Raw genomic sequence first — 18,742 nt, forward strand, 5'->3', positions numbered from 1 at the left:
CTGGCGGCACGATCTAGATGCCGCTTGAACGTGGGGATTGATACATGGTGGATAGTGCTAGGCCCGGGCTGGGCTTGTCGATCGGTTCCACCAACCTCGCGGCCGCGACCGCCAACCTCGCGATCACGCGCAAGCCGGTCCTCACGCTCTATCGCCAGCGCGCGCCCGAGGTGGGCGTGCCCTCGGAAAACCCCAGGCTCGACGAGCCGGGCGTGGTCGTCACCGGCTTCGTGGGCCGGATCGGGGACCCGGCGGGAATCGTGGCCGCCGACGGCTCGGTGCACCGCAGCGACGCCTTGATCGCCGACGCGATGCGTGCCCTCGCGTACGCGGCCACCGCCGGCCGCCCGCTGCCCGACGGCGTCGCGGTGACCTATCCCGCCCACTGGTCCGACCACGCCGTGCACGCCCTCGGCGTGGCGCTGGGCGGCGTGTCCGAATGGTCGGATCCCGCGAAGCCGCTGGTGCTGATCCCCGATGCCGCCGCGACGCTGTTCGCGGTGCGCGCCAATCCGGGCATTCCCGCGCGCGGCACCGTGGCCGTGTGCGATTTCGGCGGCAGCGGCACCAGCGTCACGCTGATGGACGCCGCCGGCAACTACCGGGCCCTCGCACCGACGGTCCGGTATCCCGATTTCTCCGGCGACATGATCGACCAGGCGCTGCTCACCGCCGTCCTGGCCGACGCGCCGAGCGTCGGCTCGCTGAGCCCGCTGCGCAGCGGCTGCCGCGGCGCCAAGGAGCAGCTCTCGTCGAGCACGGAGACCGCCCTGAACGTCAGCGACATCCGGCTCACCAGAACCGAACTCGAGGACGCGATCCGCGAGCCGCTGACCAACTTCGTGGCGGTGCTGGATGACGCGTTGCGGCGCAACGGGATTCGCGATCTTGCCGCGGTTGTCTCGGTGGGCGGTGGGGCGAGTATCCCGGCGGTCACCACGACCCTGTCGGGGCATTTCCGGGTCCCGGTCATCACGACGCCGCGGCCCCAGCTGACCGCCGCCATCGGGGGCGCGTTGCGGGCCGCGTCGGATTCTTCGGACAACACCGCGACCGTGCTGATCCCAGCCGCCGCGCAGGCTGCCCCGGCGACGGCGCCGGCACCGGCGACCGCGCGAGCCTGGCCGGGTCGTCGCATGGGTGGGACCGCGACGGCGACGGCCGAGGCGCCCGCGTTGAAAACGTCGCCGGCGATGGCCTGGTCGGACGCCACCGGCGCGGGCCCCACGTCGGGGAGCCCGGCGCCCGCGCAGTCCGAGCCCTCGCCCGCGGAACCCAAGAGCTCTGGCCGTCTGTGGCGCCGGCTGGCGTTGGTGGTGATCATCGGCGCCTTGTTGACGATCGCGCTGGTGGGCGCCGCGATGGCCATCGGCCTGGGGTCCAGCAGCAAGCCCGCCCCGACGCCGGGCAACACGACCCCGGCATCCCCCGCGCCGTCGCCGCCGCCGCCCGCGCCGACGACCCAGGCGCCGCCCCCGCCTAGCGTCGAACCCGCGCCGCCGCCCCCGACGGATGCGCCCGCACCGCCCGCGGCTCAGGAGCCGGTTCCGGCGCCGGCCGCCCCGCCCGCGCCGCCGGAGCCGCCGCCCGCGGCGGCCGCGCCGCCCATACCGCGGATCCCGCGACTACCCGCCATTCCCGCCCTGCCACCGATCCCCGGGATCAACGAGCCGATCCCGGGCTTCCCGGAAATCCCGACGCTATTGGGCGAGCTCGCTCCGCGGCTGCACTGAATCAGCTTCCGGTTGGGCGCTTTTCGCCCTTGTTCTCCTCGGCCGCGGCCTTCTTCAGCTCCTCGTTGAGGGCCTTGTCCTTTTCGACTTGCTCCTTGTAGGCCTCGCGGTCCCTGCCTTCGTCGTCCTGCTGTTCCGAGCCGGCTTGTGAGCCGCCGTCGTCGGGCGTCTCGCTTTTCGGGTTGCCGTCGTCGTCCAGCCAATCGTTGACCGCGGTGCCCGTCACCATCGCGGCGGAACCCGGCAGCACCAGGGTGGGGCGGTCCTCGTAGGCCGTCATCATCTCGGCGGCCTTTTCCTTGTGTTCCTCGTTCGGCTCCGGCTTTTCGGTTAGCGGCTGCCGGTCGTCTTTTTCGCCCGACTCCTGGTCGGTTGCCCGCTGGTCTTCTTCCTGGCCAGTCTCTTTGTCGTTCTGCACGCTCATGGACGTACCCCCTCGGAGTCGCAGCGACTATCCCCGGGGGTTACCCGCTCTGGTGTCGTGTCGAAACTCTCGTCACTGCGATCGGCCGCGCTTGACCAGCACCACCGTGGCGATCGGAATCCGCATGGCCTGCGGCGCGCTTGACAGACGTCCAGCAACGGCGCTCTCCAGCTGCTCGACGAACGCGGCCGCGCGCGGGTCGCCGGCGCCGCCGTTTAGGCCGCCCACCAGGGCCGGGAAGAGCGCGGCCCGCGCGAAGGCCGCCCATTGCGCGCCGAAAGCATTTGCGTCGTCGTCAATTTGGAGGCGGGCCCAGAATCGGTCCTCGGCGTTGAACATCTCGAGATGCTCGATCGTCAGGCCCTCGAACCGCCCGCTCGGCGCGAACGGCGCGCGAAAGTCCTTCTCGCCGCGGGCGAACGTGGGGATGGCCATGCGGCGCCGCTCGTCCTCGTCGAGCAGGCCGTCGCGCGCCTGATCGGCCAGCGCCGCGACGATCGCGTCGAGCAGCGGCCGGAACCCGGACGTGCCGTCCTCGTCGACGCCCGACGTCATCACCACCAGCCGCCCCTCGGGAACCAACTCGCGGCCCCGGAACGCGACGAAGTCGTTCCAGTCGACCGCGGCCTGATTCGCGTAGGCGGCGCGGGCCGCCTCGTCGCTGCTGTAGCCCACGTGCACGTGATCGTGTAGCTCGCAGGGGATCCGGCTGACCCACTGGGTCGCCCACGACGTCCAGCCGAGGTTGACCGCGTTCGACGGCAGGATCTGGCCGTAGAAGGACCGGCCGATCGCCGAGGCGAAACTCGTTGTGTCCGTGTGCAAATAGCTGTCCGGGTCGTCGGACAGGGTCCGAAACAGCGCGGTGAAGTCGTTGTCGGGCACATCGGTGTGCGCCACCAGGATCGCGTGGTCGTGCCGGGTCCGCCGGCGCAGCACCGCGATGCCGGCCGACATCGGCTTCAGCGAATTGTGCCCGTTGGCGGCGCCGTAGTCGGCGATGACGATCGGCTGGGGCGCCGCGGGGATCGGCACCTGCTCGGCGGCGCGCTCGAACAGCGCGATGCCCTGGGCCAGGCCGGCGGCCTGCAGCCGGGATGACTGGGTGTATGTCGCGCTGTCCGTCGGCTCTGGCCGGACCACGATGCTCGACTCGGGCAGTCGCCGTTCCGGCCTCATGCACCAACGATAGTCAGTCGGCCTTCTAGTAGCTGACTCCGGTGAGCTGCTCGGACAACTCCCACAGGCGCCGGCAGTCGTCCTCGTTGCGGGCGAGCTTGGGCACCCGGGCCAGGGCGACCCCGCCGCCGGCCAGCTCCTGGAACCCGCGGGGCCCGTAGAACGCGCCGCCCTCGGCGTGCGGTGCGGCGGCCGCGTACAGCGCCGGCAGGATGCCCGCGTCGATCTCCTGCCACAAGAACGGCGTGAAGCGCCAGGACGCCTTGTACAGCCGCTCCATCAGCGCGGGCTGTTCGCGGCCGTGCGAGGGCCCGGCGATCTGCAGGTTGGTCTTGGTCAGGCCGGGGTGCGCGGCGTTGGACACGATGCCCCAGCCGCCCGCGCGGCTGCGCCGGTCCAGCTCGAGCGCGAACATCAGCACGGCCAGCTTCGACTGTCCGTAGGCCGACATGGCGGCGTAGGACTTCTCGAACTGCGGGTCGTCGAAGTGGATCTTGCCACTCTGGCGGGCCGCGAGGCTGCTCAGCGAGACGACGCGGGCTTTGTCGGCGGCGCGCAACAGCGGCAGCACGTGACCGGTCAGCGCGAAATGCCCGAGATGGTTGCTGCCGAACTGCAATTCGAAGCCGTCGGCGGTGGTGTCGCGTTCGGGAGGCGTCATGACGCCGGCGTTGTTGATCAGGATGTCGATGGGGCGGCCCTCGGCGTTGAGCTGTTCGCCCAGCGCGGCGACCGAGGCCAGCGACGACAGGTCGAGCGCCTTGATGGTCAGCTTGGCGTCGGGAACTGTGGCGTGGATTTCTTCGATCGCCTTTTCCCCTTTGGCGCGGTTGCGGATCGCCATCACGACGTCGGCGCCGGCAGCCGACAGGCGCCGGGCGAGTCCGAAGCCCAGGCCGCTGTTGGCCCCGGTGACGATTGCCAGCTTGCCCGACAGGTCGGGCACCGTGGCGACGAGATCGTTGGCCATGCGTATCACTCCTTGGTCGGTGTCAGCCCCGTCCTAGTCTGCTCTTTGTGTCGCGGTCAGCGAACCCCTGCGGCAATCTGATCGCCGCGTTGGTGCTCGGCGCGCTGCCCGCGCTCGCCTTCCCGGCGCCGACGTGGTGGTGGCTGGCCTGGGTCGGCCTGGTTCCGCTGCTACTGCTGGTGCGCGCGGCGCCGTCCGCGTGGGCGGGGGCGGTGCGGGCGTGGTGCGGTGTCGCCGGGTTTGTGCTGGCCACCCAGTACTGGCTGGTGACCAGCGTCGGCCCACTGCTGGTGCTGTTGGCAATCGGGGTGGGTGCGCTGTGGCTGCCCTGGGGGTGGCTGGCGCAGCGGTTGTTGTCCGGGCCCGTCGGCTTTCGGCGAACGGTCGGGGCCGTGGTGGTGTTGCCGAGCGCGTGGGTGTTGGCCGAGGTCGTGCGGTCCTGGCCGCCGCTGGGCGGTTCGTGGGCGCCGCTCGGCGCGTCGCAGGCCGCGCAGCCCGTGACGCTGGCGTCGGCATCGCTGGGCGGGGTGTGGTTGACGAGTTTCCTTGTGGCCGCGTGCAATACGGCTGTCGTGGGCGTGCTGGTGCATCGCGGGTTGGGCCGTGCGCTGGCGTTGGGCTGTGCGGTGGCGTGCGTCTCGCTCGGCCCTTTGTGGTATGTGCTGGGCCCCGCGCCGGCCGGCGGCGCGACGGCACGCGTGGCGCTGGTGCAGCCCGGTGACATCGCCGACTCCGGCTCTCGCGAGGCGGCGGGCGAGGCGCTTACCGCGCGGCTCGCCGGCCAGCGGGTCGATCTGGTCGTCTGGGGGGAAAGCAGCGTGGGATCCGACCTTGGCGGCCATCCGGAGGTGTTGGCCCGGCTCGCCGACCTGTCGCGGCGGGTGGGCGCCGACCTGCTGGTCAACGTCGACGCGCCCGCGCCGGGCGGCGGGATCTACAAGTCGGCCGTCCTCGTTGGCGAGCGCGGAGTGTTGGGCAGCTACCGCAAGACCCGGCTGGTGCCATTCGGCGAATACGTCCCGCTGCGACCGCTTTTCGGCTGGATCACCCGGCACAGCCGGGCCGCCGCCGAGGATCGGCAACGCGGGACCGGCCCGGCGGTGCTGCGCGCGGGCGACCTGCCCATCGGGCCGCTCGTCAGCTACGAGACCCTGTTCTCCGACCTGGCCCGGCGGGAGGCGCAGCTGGGCGCCGGGTTCCTGGTGTATCAGAGCTCCACGTCGTCGTTCCAGGGCAGTTGGGCGCAGCCGCAGCTGGCTGCCCAGCCCGCGGTGCGCGCCGTCGAGGCGGGCCGGCCCGCGGTGCACGTCGGATTGTCCGGCGACAGCTCTGCCTTCGACGCGCGGGGCCACCGCCTGGCCTGGTGCCCGTCGGGATTCCGGGGCGTGACCGTCGTCGCGGTGCCGTTGGGATCGACCGTCACGCCCTACCAACGGCTCGGCGACTGGGTGCCGGTGCTGGCGTTGGTGATCCTCGTTGGCTTTGGGCTTTTTCGCTGGCATCGCCTGGCCCGCGATGCCACACTGCGTGGATGACCAGCAGAGGGCTCGCGAAGGCTTCGCTGTCCGCCGCCGTCGTGCTGATGGTCGTGTCGGTGGGCGGCTTCATCGTCGCGCTGGTGCTCAACGCGTTCTTTCTGGACAAATACAACGCCTACGGCGAGGTGCCGATCCCGGGGTCGAACAGCCTGTACCTACCCGCCGGCGAGGTCACCGTCAGCCTGCACGCCCTGGTCGTCGGCAGCTCCAACGGCGGCCTGCCGGTGCCGCCGCTCGGGGTCACGATCGCGCCGCCCGAGGGGGTCGCGCAGCCGGCGGTCAGTGAAAACATCGGCAGCACAACGACGGTCAACAACGACGCGCACGTGCGGGTGTGGGTGGCCCAGATCCCCGTCGCCGGCACCTACAACATCACGACCGACGGTCAGGTCAACGGATACATCAACCCGCGACTGGCCTTCGGCCACAAGAGTTCCTACGGCTTTCTGGTGTGGCTGTTCGTCGGCCTGTTCGTGGTGGGACTGGTCGATTCGATCCTGTCGGGCATGTGGCTGTCCCGCACCCGGCGCAAGGCGGTGGTGGCGGCCAACCCGTTCTACCAACCGCCGGCGCCCGTGTCCGCGCCGATAGAACCCGGCGACGAGGGCATCCGCCTCGAGCGGCTCAAAACGTTGGCGGCGCTGCGGGATTCCGGCGCGTTGACGCCCGAGGAGTTCGAGGCCGAGAAGCGCCGCATCCTCGAGGGGCATTGATTCGTGCGAACCCTAGGATGTTCGTTCCGGCCGCGCTACGATCCTGGCAGCTGGGCTGGGAGGTAGCTCATGTCGCACGTGACCGCCACGCCGCACATGTTGGCCGCCGCGGCCGGGGACTTGGCCTCGGTCGGGTCGACGATAAGCGCGGCCAATTCGAGCGCAGCCGCGGGGACCGCGGGAGTTGAAGCTCCCGGCGGCGATGCGGTGTCGGCGTTCGTGTCGGCGCTGTTCTCCGCGCACTCCAAGGCCTATCAGGCCGCCGGCGCCCAAGCCGCGTACTACCACAACCAGTTCGTGCAGGCCCTGCGCGAAAGCGCGGGAGCGTATGCCGGTACCGAAACCGTCAACGCCTCACCGCTGCAGAAGGTGCAGGAAATGATCGGCGCGGCCAGCCAGACTCCCGCCGGGCACCTGATCGGCAACGGCGCCCACGGGGCGGTGGATGCCGCGCAACACGGCGGCACGAACGCGCCCCTCACCAGTGGCGCCGCACCCGCGCCCGTCGCCGGCAACCACGCGGGCGCCGGGGTCGGCGCAGCCGGCGGCGACGGCCACGGTGCCGCGGCCGCTGGCCCGCAAGCCGGCAATGCGGGGGGCGGCCCTAACGGCGCCACCGCGGGTGACGGCGGCGCCGGTGGCGGCGGCGGGGGCGGGTCCGCCGGGTCCGCCGCGCCCGCCGACCAGGGTGGCGTTGGCGTCGTGAGCGCCGGCGGAGCCAGTGCCGCGGCGGCCGCCCCGGCCGCTTGGGCACCGGCGGGACCGGCCGCGCCATTCGTGCCGGGCGCTGCGACGGCGCCGGCGGCGCCCGCCGCCATGGCGGCCGGCTACCCGGTTTCGCCGATGTTCGCGGGGCTGGGCGCGGAGGGCGCCGGCGGCCACGCCGCGGCCGTCGGCGGCCTGGGTGAACCGGTGGCACCGGCCGCCTCCGCCGCGGCGCCGGCGCCGGCCGCCCCGCCCATCCCGACGGCCCCCAAGGCGCTACACCAGGGCGGCCCGGCGCAGCCCGGCGACCACCCGAGCGACGCGGACCGCGACAAACCGGCACTGCCCATTCCCATACCGCCGTTGCGGATACCGCGCCTGCGGGGGTTGCGCGGAAAGCTGCGGTTGGGGTTGCGGGACAGGGAAGAGTGGCGCAACGAACTTCGCGAGGCCGCGATTAGCAAGCCGTGGGGGCGCGAGGAACTCCTGGGCGCCCTCGGCCTTCGCCCGCCCGGGAATTAATGACTCGCTGAAGGGCGACTGTCTTTGTCGCGAGCCTAACCTCAGTGCGAAATCCGGCGCGAAATTTCGCACTGAGGTTAGGCTCGCGGGGTCGGGAAGGCATCAGCGCACCGCGGTGGCACGCAGCAGTCCGTGCAGCCGGGGAGCGTCGGCGCTGTACGCGTAGGCGCCGAGCCAGTCAGTGAGCTTGGCCGTGAGCTCGGCAGGCATCGACGCACGCCGCTGTGCCATGGTCTGCAGCGCCGTGTCGATCGCGGCGTAGCACTCGCCCGAACCGATTGCGGCGTAAATCCGGTTGCGGTCGCGGTCGGTGAGTAGCGAGCTGACCGCATCAGCGAGTTCCCACGCCAGGTCTGATTCGGCCCTATCGTCCACGCCCTCAATCTTCGTCGGCCCGAGCCGTTTCGGCGACTCAGAGCGTGACAAAGTCGGCCATCATGGCCATGTCCTCGTGCTCGAGGTTGTGGCAATGCACAAGGTACGTGCCGCGGTAGTCGGTGAATTGGACGACGACCTCCACCGCCCCGGACGGCGCGACATCGACGGTGTCTTTCCATCCGCGATCGTAGCGGCCCGGCGCCCTGTTGTTGCGCGACAGCACCTGGAAGTGGTTGAGATGCACATGGATCGGGTGGCGGATGTCGGTGATGAAGCGCCAGATTTCGACATCGCCCAGGCGCGGCGTGGCCAGCGGAACGCCCGGCTTATACGGCTTGTTGTTGATCGTCCAGATGCCGGCGCGGCCCTGTCCGAACAGGAAGGTGCGGGTGGCCACCGCGCGAGCGGGCTCCAGCGGCGCGTAGCTTTCGCTGAGTTTCTCGGGAATGGTCGTGTCGTCGGATCGGTCGGAGCCGACGATGTCGAAGCGCATGATCTCCGAGGCGGACTGTGTCCCAAGCGCATTGGTGAGCCGCACCCGGGTTCCCGCCGGGTAGCGGGAGAAGTCGACGACGAGGTCGAACCGTTCGGCTGGGGCGATGTCGACCGCGTCGTGGTTGATCGGTGCGCGCAGCAGGCCGCCGTCACTTCCTATTTGGGTGAACGCGGACCTGCCGGGCGGCGGCGGGTCGAGCTGCAGCCGGTACCGGCGCGCGTTGGAGGCGTTGAGCACCCGGAATCGGTACCGCGCGGGGTCGGTTTCCAGCACCGGCCAGGGCGCCCCATTAACCAAGACGACGTCGCCGAGCACGCCGTTCATGTAGGGGAGGGCGACGTCGCCGTCCTGTGTGGTCGGGTACTGGAACGAGCCGTCGGCGCCGAAGGACCGGTCGGTGATCATCAGCGGTATGTCGCGGCGGCCCCTCGGCAGTGGCAGCGCGTCCTCTTCGTCGTCGCGGACGATGTGGAAACCGGCGAGTCCGCGCCAGACGGCCTGACCGGTGTAGCCCATGCGATGGTCGTGGTACCAGAGGGTGGCCGCGCGTTGCTGCGTCGGGTAGACGTATTCACGCTGCCCGACAACGGAATCGCGCGACATGTTGGGCATGCCGGGGTGGCCGGCGGCGGCGTGCGTCCCATGCGGCTCGATCAGGTCGAGCGGGTACCCATCGCTGTCCGGTGGGGTGTGACCGCCATGCAGGTGCACCGCGACGGGAACCGGCAGCGCATTGTGATGGCGGATCGCGGTCCGCCGGCCCGACCGCGACTCGATGGTCGGTCCGGGAAACGTGCCCCCGTACGTCCACGCTTGCGTGGTCAGGCCGGGCAGGATCGCCAAGTCGGCGACCCGCTGGGTGATGGTGTAATAGTCCATCGTGCCGTCGGTTTCGTGGGGGGCCAGCCGGGCCGGTATGGGCAGCGGCATCTGATAGCGCGGCGGCAGCGGCGCCCGGCTCGCCAGCAGCGTGCCCGGCTCGGCGGGCCCCAGCGCCGATTGCGCCGCCGGCAGCGCGGCGCCGACGACGCCCACACCCGCGGTGAGCAGGCCCGCGCGCAGCACGGCGCGGCGGTTCATCGCGTCGCCTCGACGCCGGCGACGGCGCGTCGCGAGGGCAGGGGGATGCGCCAGATCATCGTCACCAGTTGGACGATCCCGGCGACCAACAGCACACCGAGCGGGATGTGCAGGGCGGTGAGGCGCAGCTCGCCGGTCGCGAACTCGGCGACGAGCAGCAGGGTCTGGACGACGCCCGCGAAGAACGGGCCCCGTCGGCGGGTGCCGCGCCAGACCCAGGCCAGGATCAGGATCTGCGCCGCCGAGGTGATGGTGATCGCTCGGGCGCCGAGCGCGTGCAGCCGCAGCGCGTCGTATTGGCCGCCGAGGAAGTTGCCCGCCAAGATCGCCTGCGTGAGCGCCCAGGCGACCATCAACGCGGTGCTGAACCGCGCCAGCAGCAATGGTGCACGCGCGGCCATGTCACAAGACCCCCGGGTGGGCGGCGATCGCGGCCGTCAGGGCGGCGCAGTTGAGCGCGAGCAGGAACGCGCCGAACATCATCTGGCCGGTGATGTCGTGGGCGAGCACGTGGGTGTAGACGGCGCAGACGAAGAAGATGACCAGTCCCGCCGCGGCCGCGATGCCGATCGCCGGAACCCACAGGCCGACAACGAGTCCCACGGTGCCCAGCGTCTTCAGCGTGCCGATGGGAAACCTCAGCCACGAGACCGCCACCCCCGCGCTTGCCATCCCCGGAAGAATCGGCGCGAAGTGAACCAGCGCCGCGACGCCGGAGAATCCATCGAAGGCGATCGCGGTGAGCGTTACCACGAGATATGCGGTGTGCACGTCGCTCTCCTATCGGAGTAATTAATCACTAATTATGATCATCATAATATGTGACAATAATGCGCGACGCCAGACCCCTGGCCATCCGAATGGTGGGGCGCTCGGTGGTCAACCCAACCGCGGGTGAACTCCCGGGATGAGCCCCGCCCCGGCGGCGACTCGCTGTAGGAGTCCCCGCAGCGTGGCCCGCTCCTTGGCGGACAGCGGCGCGGCGATCTCGTCTTCGAGCTCGCGGCCCTGGTCGTCCAGGGCCGGCAGCAGGCGGCGGGCCTTGGCGGTGAGCGTCACGGCCACCGCCCGTCTGTCGTCGGGATGGGTCAGCCGTTTGGCCAGTCCGCGTTGCTCGAGGCCGTCGATGACCATGACCATGGCGTTGCGGTGAATGCCGAGGCGCTCGGAAAGCTCGCGCTGCGACTGCCCGTCGGAACTGGCCAATGCCAGCAGCACCGCATACGTGCGCGGGTCGGCTCCGATCGGCGCCAGCCGGCGCTGGAAATCGCTGCTCACATGCGCGCCCAGCTGCGAAAGCAGAAACGGGATCCGTTCGTCGAGTTCGGTGATGCCGGAGCCCTGTTCAGTCATCGGCCAAGGCTAACACCGGCCGGGATTGTCAAGCGTCAGGATAATCAGTACGCCACGCCGAGCGGCTGCCGGAATGTCCGCGCCGATCCCAGAGCGTCGAGCATGGAGTGCGCGACGTCCGCCCTGGAGATGGCCGAGCCGCGGGCCACGTTGGCGCCCACCACCGTGCGGTAATTGCCGGTGAGGGGTTGGTCCACGAGCCGCGGCGGACGCACGACGGTCCAGTCGATCTCGCTGTGCTGCAAGAGGGATTCCATCTCGGCGAGGTCGGCATAGACGTTTCCCAGCACGGTTTTCAGCACCGGAAGCAACACCCAGCGCGTCATCAGGCGCTCGCCGTCGGCCGTCGGGCCCACGGGGAGCGCGCTGACGGCGACGAATCGCTTTGTCGAGCAGGCATTCATCGCCGCCAGGATCGCGCGGGTGCTGCTGCTCACGACGGGGCCGTCTTTTCGTCCACGCGGGCCGAGCGCCGACAGCACGGCGTCGCTGCCGCGGATCGCGGGGATGAGGGTACCTGGATCGTCCAGCGCGGTGACGGTGACGACGTCCAGCGCTGGGTCTGTCACGCCGAGCCGGCCGGCATCGCGGACGACGGCGGTCACGCCGTAACCGCGTCGCAGCCCTTGCTTTACGAGCTCGCGGCCGACGCCGCCGGTCGCCCCGAACACGGTGATCTTCATGCTCCGCCTCCTCGTTGCCGACGCAAGATTATCACCAATCGTGACAATACACGAATATGACGGAATTGATCGTGACCTAGTGGCCCCGGGCCACCCACTCCTCGTAGTGCACGATCTCGTCGCCGATGGTGGTGCTGTCGCCGTGGCCGGTGTGCACGACGGTGTCGCCGGGCAGCGTGCCGAGGCGTTCGGAGATGGACTGCAGGATCGTCGGGAAGTCGGAGTACGAGCGGCCGGTCGCGCCGGGACCGCCGGAGAACAGGGTGTCACCGCTGAACACGACGCCCAGGTCATGCGAATACCAGCACACCGATCCGGGGGAGTGGCCCGGGGTGTGCAGCGCCCGCAGTTCCGTCCCTCCCACGCTCAGCGTCAGGCCGTCGGAAATCGAGCGGAAGCCCTTGTCCGGGTGCGTCATTCGCCAGAGCACCTCGTCGGCTGGATGCAGCAGCACGGGCGCGTCGAGCGTCTCGCCGAGTTCCGGCGCGACCGTCACGTGGTCATTGTGCCCGTGCGTGCACACCACCGCGACAACGTGGCGGCCGTCCACGGCCTCGACGATCGGCGCCGCGTCGTGGGCGGCGTCGAACACCACGACATTGGAATTGTCGCCGATCAGCCAGATGTTGTTGTCGACTTCCCAACTGCCGCCGTCTAATTCGAACGTGCCGTGGGTCACCACCCGATCGATACTCACCATCAGAGCAACACCACCGAACGCAACACCGTGCCGCCATGCATCTTGTGGAACGCCTCCTCGACGTCGTCGAGCCCGATGCGCTCGGAGACGAACTTGTCCAACGGCAGCCGGCCCTGCAGGTACAGGTCGATCAGGGTGGGGAAGTCGCGCTCGGGCAGGCAGTCGCCGTACCACGACGACTTCAGCGACCCGCCGTGGCTGAAGAAGTCCACCAGCGGCATCTCCAGGCGCATGTCGGGCGTCGGGACACCAACCAGCACAACGGTTCCCGCAAGGTCGCGGGCGTAGAAGGCCTGTTGCCAGGTTTCGGGCCGGCCCACGGCGTCGATCGCCACGTTGACGCCGAAGCCGTCGGTGAGGTCCTGGATCGTCTTCACCACGTCGAATTCGCGGGCGTTGATCGTGTGGGTGGCGCCGAACTTGCGGGCCAGGTCCAGCTTCGTGTTGTCGGTGTCGACGGCGATGATCTGCCGGGCCCCGACCAGCGCGGCCCCCGCGATTGCGGCGTCGCCCACACCGCCGCAACCGATCACGGCGACGGTGTCGTCGCGGGTCACGGCCCCGGTGTTGATGGCGGCGCCGATGCCGGCCATCACGCCGCAGCCCAGCAGGCCGGCGACGGCGGGGTCGGCCTGCGGGTCGACCTTGGTGCATTGGCCGGAATGCACCAGCGTCTTGTCGGCGAACGCCCCGATGCCCAGCGCCGGCGTCAGTTCGGTGCCGTCGGTCAGCGTCATCTTCTGTTCGGCGTTGAACGTGTCGAAACACAGGTGCGGGCGGCCGCGCTTGCAGGCCCGGCACTGCCCGCACACGGCGCGCCAGTTCAGGATCACGAAGTCGCCGGGCTCGACGGCCGTCACGCCCGGCCCGACCGCTTCGACGCGGCCGGCGGCCTCGTGGCCCAGCAGGAACGGATACTCGTCGTTGATGCCGCCCTCGCGGTAGGTCAGGTCGGTGTGGCAGACCCCGCAGGCGATGACGTCGACCACCGCCTCACCGGGTCCGGGGTCGGGGACGACGATGTCGACCAGCTCGACGGGTTCGCCCTTCTTGCGTGAAATCACGCCGCGCACTGTCTGACTCATGGGCACCAACCTACTGTTGGGCCCGCCGCGCGGTGTCGTCGAGTCTGCGCTGAGATCGCCCGTCCCGCCGAAATGCACGCGCTGAGCGCAGACTCGGCGCCCGATTGCGCGGGTGTAGCGTCGCTCAGCGTGACGGCTAGCGAAACCACCGAGGAATTCGCCGGGCGAATGGTCGCCGCCATCGACGGCGCGAGCCTGACCCTTCTGCTGAGCATCGGGCACCAGACCGGCCTGCTGGACACGCTGGCCGGGCTGCCGCCCGCCACCAGCGCGCAGATCGCCGAGGCCGCCGGCCTCAACGAACGCTATGTGCGGGAGTGGCTCGGCGGCATGGTCACCGGGCACGTCGTCGAGTACGACCCGGCCACCGCCACCTACACGTTGCCCGCGCATCGGGCGGCCGCGCTGACGCGTGCCGCCGGCCCGCACAACCTTGCCCTGGTGGCGCTGTTCATCCCGCACCTCGGCGAGGTGGAGCAGAAGATCGTCGACTGCTTCCGCGCGGGCGGCGGGCTGCCGTACAGCGAGTTCCCGCGCTTCCACGCGCTGATGGCCGAGCAGAGCGCCGCGGTTTTCGACATCGCGCTCGTCGACGTCGTGCTGCCGTTGGTCGACGGCCTGCCGGACCGCCTGCGCGCCGGGGCCGACGTGGCCGACTTCGGCTGCGGCAGCGGACACGCGATCAACGTGATGGCGCAGGCGTTCCCGGCGAGCCGTTTCACCGGCATCGACTTCTCCGACGAGGCGATCGCGAGCGGCGTCGCCGAGGCGGCCCGCCTCGGCCTGACCAACGCCTCGTTCGAGGCGCACAATCTGACCGACCTGGACAAACAGGACGCCTATGACGTCATCACCACGTTCGACGCCATCCACGATCAGGCGCAGCCCGCGCGGGTGCTGGCGAACATCTACCGCGCGCTGCGACCCGGCGGCGTCTTCCTGATGGCCGACATCAAGGCGTCGAGCCGGCTCGAGGAGAACGTCGACGTCCCGATGAGCACCTACCTCTACACCGTGTCGTTGATGCACTGCATGACGGTGTCGCTGGCGCTAGACGGCGTCGGGCTGGGCACCGCGTGGGGGACGCAGCTGGCCACCTCGATGCTCGCCGACGCCGGGTTCGACGACGTCCGGGTGACCGAGGTCGAGGGCGACCCGATCAACAACTACTACATCGCCCGGAAGTGATGGCGGCTCTCGAGCGCATTGCCGACTGGCCGGTGACGGCCGCGGCCGCCGCGGTCGTCGGGCCCGGCGGGGTGTTGGCCAGTTACGGCGACACCGGGCGCGTCTTCGAGCTGGCCTCGGTCACGAAGCCGCTGGTGGCCCGGGCCGCGCAGGTCGCCGTCGAGGAGGGGGTCGTCGAGCTGGACACCCCGGCGGGCCCGCCCGGCGCCACGGTCCGGCACCTGCTGGCGCACGCGTCGGGCCTGGCGATGCACAACGATCGGGTGCTTGCCAAGCCGGGCACCCGCCGGATGTATTCAAATCAGGGCTTCACCGTGCTGGCCGAGACGCTGGAGGCGGGGTCGGGGATCGAATTCGGCCGCTACCTCGCCGAGGCGGTGTGCGAACCGCTCGGCATGGCCACGACCCGGCTGAACGGCGGCGCGGCGGCCGCCGGGTTCGGCGTGACGTCCACGGTTGCCGACCTGGCGGTCTTCGCTCGTGAGCTGTTGCGCCCGGCCACGGTGTCGCCGCAGCTGCACGCCGAGGCCACGACCGTGCAATTTCCCGGCCTGGACGGGGTGCTGCCCGGCTACGGGGTGCAGCGGCCCAACGATTGGGGCCTGGGTTTCGAGATCCGGGACGCCAAGTCGCCGCACTGGACGGGGTCGCGCAACTCGGCGCGGACGTTCGGGCATTTCGGCCAGTCAGGCGGGTTTATCTGGGCGGATCCGGAGGCGGAGCTGGCGCTGGTGGTGCTCACGGACCGCGATTTCGGCGAGTGGGCGCTCGAGCCGTGGCCTGCGCTTTCAGATGCAGTGATATTTGACCACTCCGCACACTAGCGCAACAGGGGCATCAGAGGGCACAATAGACACGCAGGACACAAAAAATTAGATGCATCCCGCTTACACGGGTCCACCAGGTCGTTGGGGAAGACGTCCCTCGTGGAACCGAAGGAGCAGGAGATGCGTGCGTCGAATCAATTTGCCGACGTGACGACCGGCGTGGTGTACGTCCACGCCTCGCCCGCGGCGGTGTGCCCGCATGTCGAGTGGGCGTTGTCGTCGACCCTGCAGTCCAGGGCCAACCTGGTCTGGACGCCGCAGCCGGCGATGCCCGGGCAGCTGCGCGCGGTCACCAACTGGGTGGGGCCGGTGGGTACCGGCGCCCGGTTGGCCAACGCCCTGCGCTCCTGGTCGGTGCTGCGGTTCGAGGTCACCGAGGACGCGAGCCCGGGGGTCGACGGGCAGCGGTTCAGCCACACCCCGCAGCTCGGCCTGTGGAGCGGGTCGATGAGCGCCAACGGCGACGTCATGGTCGGCGAGATGCGGCTGCGGTCGATGATGGCGCAGGGCGCCGACTATCTGGCCGCCGAGCTGGATTCGGTGCTGGGGACGGCGTGGGACGAGGCGCTCGAGGTGTATCGCGATGGCGGCGACGCCGGCGAGGTGACCTGGCTCAGCCGGGGCGTCGGTTAGACGACCGGCGGGCTAAACGGGGTGGCGGTCACGGGCATTTCGACACTGCCCTTGCACGCGCCGTTCAAGATGTCCATGTGAAGCACGCCGGTCAGGCTGCCGTCGGGGCTCGGCGTCAGAGCCGTTATGGACCTCGCCGCGTCGTGTTCGACCATGCCGCCGAACAGTGGGCAATCCCATTGCCGGTTGATCTGCTGCACCCACTGGGACCCGTTCCAGGCGTACTGGACCGATTGCTGCATGTAGGGGTTCTTGGGTGCCGGCGGGTTGCTGACCGCGGCGACACACACGCCCGTTGAGCAGCTCGAAGTGAAGGAGTAGCTGGCCCGTTGGGCGTATTCGGGCTGGCGGGCCGCCAGACTGGTGCCGACTTTTTGGTTGGCTGAGAAGGTCATCAGATAGGGCCCGTCCCAGGACGAGGCCGCGCCGGCGAAAGCCGTAGGTGCAACAGCCAGAGAAAAGCCCAGCGACGCAGCCCCCAACGCGAGCAGCGCGGTCTTGCGGTGTCCCAACATCTTTTCTCCCCGATGAGCAGGTATATCAAGATGTCGCTTTCGGTGTCCGAGTTGTTACAACGCCGTGATCCCGCGATCAGAGGTCGGCAGGATTGAGGAACGGCACCGATTGGTGAGTGGAATCACTCGGACCGACCGTCGCGATCGGCCACGTCAGGCGTTAGAGTTTATACATACATGTTTGTGAAAATTACGTTAGGCACGAGACGGCATGTCCGACAACGAACTCCGCGTATCCCAGGTCCAAAGTGGTAGTGCTGGCGGGGACGCCGATTCGTCCAGAGTCGCCGCGGGGTACCGCACAGAGCTGCGGCCAGCGGAGAACGTCGTCAATCCGGAGACATGGGCCGGCGGCATCGAGGACAAGCGGGCCATCGTGCCGCGACTGCGGGTGGGCCGCGATAAGTGGTTAAACGTGCTGTGGCTGATCCCCATGGGTGTCGCCGTACTCGTCGTGGCGGTGGCCGCGGCCAAAGGCCTGCACGACATCCCGGCAGTGCGGGCGTTCATCCAGCGTTATCCCGGAACCCATGTGCCTTCCGGCGTGAGCCCCGGCATACCGGCGTGGGTCGGGTGGAGCCACTTTTTCAACCTGTTCCTGATGACGTTCATCATCCGTTCCGGTATTCAGATCCTCTGCGATCATCCGCGGCTGTACTTAAGTCGCAACGCCACGCCGGGCAAGGACGAGTGGCTGCGAGTAGCCAAGCCGGTGCCGGATGACCCGCTGTGGACGGCCAAGGACGACTCGGTTGGCCTGCCCGGCCAGTTGGGATTGCCCGGGATCCGCCATTCCATCGGGCTGGCGCGATGGTGGCATCTCGGGGTTGACGTTCTGTGGCTCCTCAACGGCGCGGTCTTCTATGCGCTGCTGTTCGCTACCGGTCAATGGCGACACATCGTGCCGACCAGCTGGGACGTCTTTCCCAATGCCGTATCGGTTGCGTTCCAATACCTGTCGCTGGATTGGCCCACCGACAACACGTGGGTGGCCTACAACGCGCTGCAGTTGTTGACGTACTTCACGACCGTCTTCATCGCGGCACCGCTCGCGGTCATCACCGCGCTTGGCATGTCCCCGGCACTTTCGATGCGCCTCACCGTGATCAGCAAACGGTTGAGCATTCAGCACGCACGCTCACTGCACTTCCTCGTCTTGGTGTATTTCGTGATGTTCATCGTCATGCACGTCACGATGGTCTTCGCCACCGCTGCCGTCCGCAACCTCAACCACATGTTCGCCGCCCGCGATGACAACAGCTGGGCGGGTTTCTGGGTCTTCGTGGCGGCCATGGTGATCGTGACCGTCGGCTGGGTGGCCGCCACCCCGTTCACCTATCGCCACCCGCGAGTGGTGCAGCGCGTCGGCGACGCGCTCATCGGGCCGCTGCAGCGGCTGTTCGAGCACACCAACCCGCGGCCGGGTGCGTTCACCGAAAGGGACATCTCGCCATACTTCTGGCACAACGGCACTTACCCGGAAACCGTCGAGTACAAGGAGTTGGAAAAGCACAACTTCGTGGATTGGCGGCTGCGGGTCTACGGCCTGGTCGAGAACCCCACCGAGTTCTCGCTGGCCGACCTGCGTGACTTGCCCTACCACGAACAGATCACCCAACACTTCTGTATCCAGGGCTGGTCGGGTGTGGCCAAATGGGGCGGCGTGTCGATGCAGACGATCATGGACATCGTCAAACCGCTGCCCACTGCGAAATGGGTGGTGTTCTACTCGCTGGGCCCCGGCGCGGACGGGGGGATCTACTACGTCGCGCACCCGATCGCCCAGATGCGCCATCATCTGACGATGCTGGCCTACGACATGAACGGCGAACCGGTTAGCTACGGTCACGGGGCGCCACTGCGGCTGCGCAATGAATTGCAGCACGGATTCCGGCATGTGAAGTGGCTCAAGGGCATTGAGTTCATCGCGCACTACTCCGAGGTGGGTAGCGGTTACGGCGGTTACAACGAAGACCACGAATTCTTCGGGCGACATCAGACCATTTAGTACTGGAGGTGT

20 protein-coding genes are annotated in these 18,742 nt (G+C 69.2%); 8 read left to right on the forward strand and 12 right to left on the reverse strand.

The genetic code is table 11. The features are described from left to right. The first annotated feature begins 44 nt into the window (after positions 1 to 44). Entirely contained in the window at positions 45 to 1,733 is a 1,689-nt protein-coding gene (locus AC5Y7V_RS16470) for an Hsp70 family protein (RefSeq protein ID WP_499881110.1), read from the forward strand. A gap of 1 nt (position 1,734) precedes the next feature. Here the strand turns inward: AC5Y7V_RS16470 and AC5Y7V_RS16475 are convergent, their stop codons facing one another. The 3 genes from AC5Y7V_RS16475 to AC5Y7V_RS16485 form a co-directional block, all read right to left on the reverse strand. Next, a complete protein-coding gene (locus AC5Y7V_RS16475; protein ID WP_499881111.1) occupies positions 1,735 to 2,157 on the reverse strand; it encodes a hypothetical protein in 423 nt (140 codons plus the stop codon). Positions 2,158 to 2,229: 72 nt separating this feature from the next. Next, entirely contained in the window at positions 2,230 to 3,336 is a 1,107-nt protein-coding gene (locus AC5Y7V_RS16480) for a class I SAM-dependent methyltransferase (RefSeq protein ID WP_499881112.1), read from the reverse strand. Positions 3,337 to 3,361: 25 nt separating this feature from the next. Continuing rightward, positions 3,362 to 4,306, reverse strand: a complete 945-nt coding sequence (locus AC5Y7V_RS16485) for an SDR family oxidoreductase (protein WP_499881113.1) — start codon at positions 4,304 to 4,306, stop codon at positions 3,362 to 3,364. 89 nt (positions 4,307 to 4,395) lie between these two features. Here AC5Y7V_RS16485 and lnt point away from each other — a divergent pair, with 89 nt between their 5' ends. From lnt to AC5Y7V_RS16500, 3 genes are all read left to right on the forward strand, one after another. Next, positions 4,396 to 5,841: an apolipoprotein N-acyltransferase gene (gene lnt / locus AC5Y7V_RS16490; protein ID WP_499881390.1), complete on the forward strand. Its 1,446-nt coding sequence runs from the start codon at positions 4,396 to 4,398 to the stop codon at positions 5,839 to 5,841. Beyond that, on the forward strand, positions 5,838 to 6,557 hold the full coding sequence (locus tag AC5Y7V_RS16495; protein ID WP_499881114.1) for an SHOCT domain-containing protein: 720 nt from the start codon (positions 5,838 to 5,840) through the stop codon (positions 6,555 to 6,557). Before lnt ends, AC5Y7V_RS16495 begins: the two co-directional genes overlap by 4 nt. Before the next feature lie 69 nt (positions 6,558 to 6,626). Then, positions 6,627 to 7,784, forward strand: coding sequence for a PE family protein (locus tag AC5Y7V_RS16500; RefSeq protein ID WP_499881115.1), 1,158 nt, complete (start codon positions 6,627 to 6,629; stop codon positions 7,782 to 7,784). Between the two features lie 102 nt (positions 7,785 to 7,886). Here AC5Y7V_RS16500 and AC5Y7V_RS16505 read toward each other — a convergent pair whose 3' ends face one another. The 8 genes from AC5Y7V_RS16505 to AC5Y7V_RS16540 form a co-directional block, all read right to left on the reverse strand. Further along, positions 7,887 to 8,159 carry a hypothetical protein gene (locus AC5Y7V_RS16505; protein WP_499881116.1) on the reverse strand — a complete coding sequence of 91 codons (273 nt, stop codon included), beginning with the start codon at positions 8,157 to 8,159 and terminating at the stop codon, positions 7,887 to 7,889. Between the two features lie 37 nt (positions 8,160 to 8,196). Beyond that, positions 8,197 to 9,738 (reverse strand): multicopper oxidase family protein, encoded by a 1,542-nt coding sequence (locus AC5Y7V_RS16510; protein WP_499881117.1) that lies wholly within the window; start codon positions 9,736 to 9,738, stop codon positions 8,197 to 8,199. Next, positions 9,735 to 10,139 (reverse strand): hypothetical protein, encoded by a 405-nt coding sequence (locus AC5Y7V_RS16515; RefSeq protein ID WP_499881118.1) that lies wholly within the window; start codon positions 10,137 to 10,139, stop codon positions 9,735 to 9,737. The genes AC5Y7V_RS16510 and AC5Y7V_RS16515 overlap by 4 nt, the downstream gene beginning before the upstream one ends. Before the next feature lies 1 nt (position 10,140). Next, the gene (locus tag AC5Y7V_RS16520) at positions 10,141 to 10,509 is read right to left on the reverse strand and encodes a DoxX family protein (RefSeq protein ID WP_499881119.1); all 369 of its coding nucleotides are present in this window, start codon (positions 10,507 to 10,509) and stop codon (positions 10,141 to 10,143) included. A 108-nt stretch (positions 10,510 to 10,617) separates the two neighbouring features. Next, positions 10,618 to 11,091: a MarR family winged helix-turn-helix transcriptional regulator gene (locus AC5Y7V_RS16525; RefSeq protein ID WP_499881120.1), complete on the reverse strand. Its 474-nt coding sequence runs from the start codon at positions 11,089 to 11,091 to the stop codon at positions 10,618 to 10,620. 44 nt (positions 11,092 to 11,135) lie between these two features. Next, entirely contained in the window at positions 11,136 to 11,774 is a 639-nt protein-coding gene (locus AC5Y7V_RS16530) for an NAD(P)-dependent oxidoreductase (protein WP_499881121.1), read from the reverse strand. Positions 11,775 to 11,850: 76 nt separating this feature from the next. Beyond that, positions 11,851 to 12,474 (reverse strand): MBL fold metallo-hydrolase, encoded by a 624-nt coding sequence (locus AC5Y7V_RS16535; RefSeq protein WP_499881122.1) that lies wholly within the window; start codon positions 12,472 to 12,474, stop codon positions 11,851 to 11,853. Continuing rightward, positions 12,474 to 13,559 carry an S-(hydroxymethyl)mycothiol dehydrogenase gene (locus AC5Y7V_RS16540; RefSeq protein ID WP_499881123.1) on the reverse strand — a complete coding sequence of 362 codons (1,086 nt, stop codon included), beginning with the start codon at positions 13,557 to 13,559 and terminating at the stop codon, positions 12,474 to 12,476. Before AC5Y7V_RS16540 ends, AC5Y7V_RS16535 begins: the two co-directional genes overlap by 1 nt. Positions 13,560 to 13,727: 168 nt before the next feature. On the opposite strand from AC5Y7V_RS16540, the gene AC5Y7V_RS16545 reads away from it, so the two are divergent. From AC5Y7V_RS16545 to AC5Y7V_RS16555, 3 genes are all read left to right on the forward strand, one after another. Beyond that, entirely contained in the window at positions 13,728 to 14,747 is a 1,020-nt protein-coding gene (locus tag AC5Y7V_RS16545) for a class I SAM-dependent methyltransferase (protein WP_499881391.1), read from the forward strand. Next, entirely contained in the window at positions 14,747 to 15,571 is an 825-nt protein-coding gene (locus AC5Y7V_RS16550; protein ID WP_499881124.1) for a serine hydrolase domain-containing protein, read from the forward strand. The genes AC5Y7V_RS16545 and AC5Y7V_RS16550 overlap by 1 nt, the downstream gene beginning before the upstream one ends. Positions 15,572 to 15,694: 123 nt before the next feature. Beyond that, entirely contained in the window at positions 15,695 to 16,207 is a 513-nt protein-coding gene (locus AC5Y7V_RS16555; RefSeq protein ID WP_499881125.1) for a DUF3145 domain-containing protein, read from the forward strand. On the opposite strand, the gene AC5Y7V_RS16560 is transcribed toward AC5Y7V_RS16555, so the two are convergent. Continuing rightward, positions 16,204 to 16,722 carry an Rv2253 family sensor-like surface protein gene (locus AC5Y7V_RS16560; RefSeq protein WP_499881126.1) on the reverse strand — a complete coding sequence of 173 codons (519 nt, stop codon included), beginning with the start codon at positions 16,720 to 16,722 and terminating at the stop codon, positions 16,204 to 16,206. The genes AC5Y7V_RS16555 and AC5Y7V_RS16560 overlap by 4 nt on opposite strands. Before the next feature lie 211 nt (positions 16,723 to 16,933). Here AC5Y7V_RS16560 and AC5Y7V_RS16565 point away from each other — a divergent pair, with 211 nt between their 5' ends. After that, complete coding sequence (locus AC5Y7V_RS16565; RefSeq protein WP_499881127.1) at positions 16,934 to 18,730, forward strand: molybdopterin-dependent oxidoreductase; 1,797 nt, start codon at positions 16,934 to 16,936, stop codon at positions 18,728 to 18,730. The last annotated feature ends 12 nt before the right edge of the window (positions 18,731 to 18,742 follow it).

The sequence above is a fragment of the Mycobacterium sp. NGS34 genome (assembly GCF_059812845.1).

Excerpts from the sequence above, each read along its gene's own strand:
- AC5Y7V_RS16470 (WP_499881110.1), top strand. The coding sequence starts at position 45 with ATGGTGGATAGTGCTAGGCCCGGGCTGGGCTTGTCGATCGGTTCCACC.
- AC5Y7V_RS16475 (WP_499881111.1), bottom strand. The coding sequence starts at position 2,157 with ATGAGCGTGCAGAACGACAAAGAGACTGGCCAGGAAGAAGACCAGCGG.
- AC5Y7V_RS16480 (WP_499881112.1), bottom strand. The coding sequence starts at position 3,336 with ATGAGGCCGGAACGGCGACTGCCCGAGTCGAGCATCGTGGTCCGGCCA.
- AC5Y7V_RS16485 (WP_499881113.1), bottom strand. The coding sequence starts at position 4,306 with ATGGCCAACGATCTCGTCGCCACGGTGCCCGACCTGTCGGGCAAGCTG.
- AC5Y7V_RS16495 (WP_499881114.1), top strand. The coding sequence starts at position 5,838 with ATGACCAGCAGAGGGCTCGCGAAGGCTTCGCTGTCCGCCGCCGTCGTG.
- AC5Y7V_RS16500 (WP_499881115.1), top strand. The coding sequence starts at position 6,627 with ATGTCGCACGTGACCGCCACGCCGCACATGTTGGCCGCCGCGGCCGGG.
- AC5Y7V_RS16510 (WP_499881117.1), bottom strand. The coding sequence starts at position 9,738 with ATGAACCGCCGCGCCGTGCTGCGCGCGGGCCTGCTCACCGCGGGTGTG.
- AC5Y7V_RS16515 (WP_499881118.1), bottom strand. The coding sequence starts at position 10,139 with ATGGCCGCGCGTGCACCATTGCTGCTGGCGCGGTTCAGCACCGCGTTG.
- AC5Y7V_RS16525 (WP_499881120.1), bottom strand. The coding sequence starts at position 11,091 with ATGACTGAACAGGGCTCCGGCATCACCGAACTCGACGAACGGATCCCG.
- AC5Y7V_RS16530 (WP_499881121.1), bottom strand. The coding sequence starts at position 11,774 with ATGAAGATCACCGTGTTCGGGGCGACCGGCGGCGTCGGCCGCGAGCTC.
- AC5Y7V_RS16535 (WP_499881122.1), bottom strand. The coding sequence starts at position 12,474 with ATGGTGAGTATCGATCGGGTGGTGACCCACGGCACGTTCGAATTAGAC.
- AC5Y7V_RS16540 (WP_499881123.1), bottom strand. The coding sequence starts at position 13,559 with ATGAGTCAGACAGTGCGCGGCGTGATTTCACGCAAGAAGGGCGAACCC.
- AC5Y7V_RS16545 (WP_499881391.1), top strand. The coding sequence starts at position 13,728 with ATGGTCGCCGCCATCGACGGCGCGAGCCTGACCCTTCTGCTGAGCATC.
- AC5Y7V_RS16550 (WP_499881124.1), top strand. The coding sequence starts at position 14,747 with ATGGCGGCTCTCGAGCGCATTGCCGACTGGCCGGTGACGGCCGCGGCC.
- AC5Y7V_RS16555 (WP_499881125.1), top strand. The coding sequence starts at position 15,695 with ATGCGTGCGTCGAATCAATTTGCCGACGTGACGACCGGCGTGGTGTAC.
- AC5Y7V_RS16560 (WP_499881126.1), bottom strand. The coding sequence starts at position 16,722 with ATGTTGGGACACCGCAAGACCGCGCTGCTCGCGTTGGGGGCTGCGTCG.
- AC5Y7V_RS16565 (WP_499881127.1), top strand. The coding sequence starts at position 16,934 with ATGTCCGACAACGAACTCCGCGTATCCCAGGTCCAAAGTGGTAGTGCT.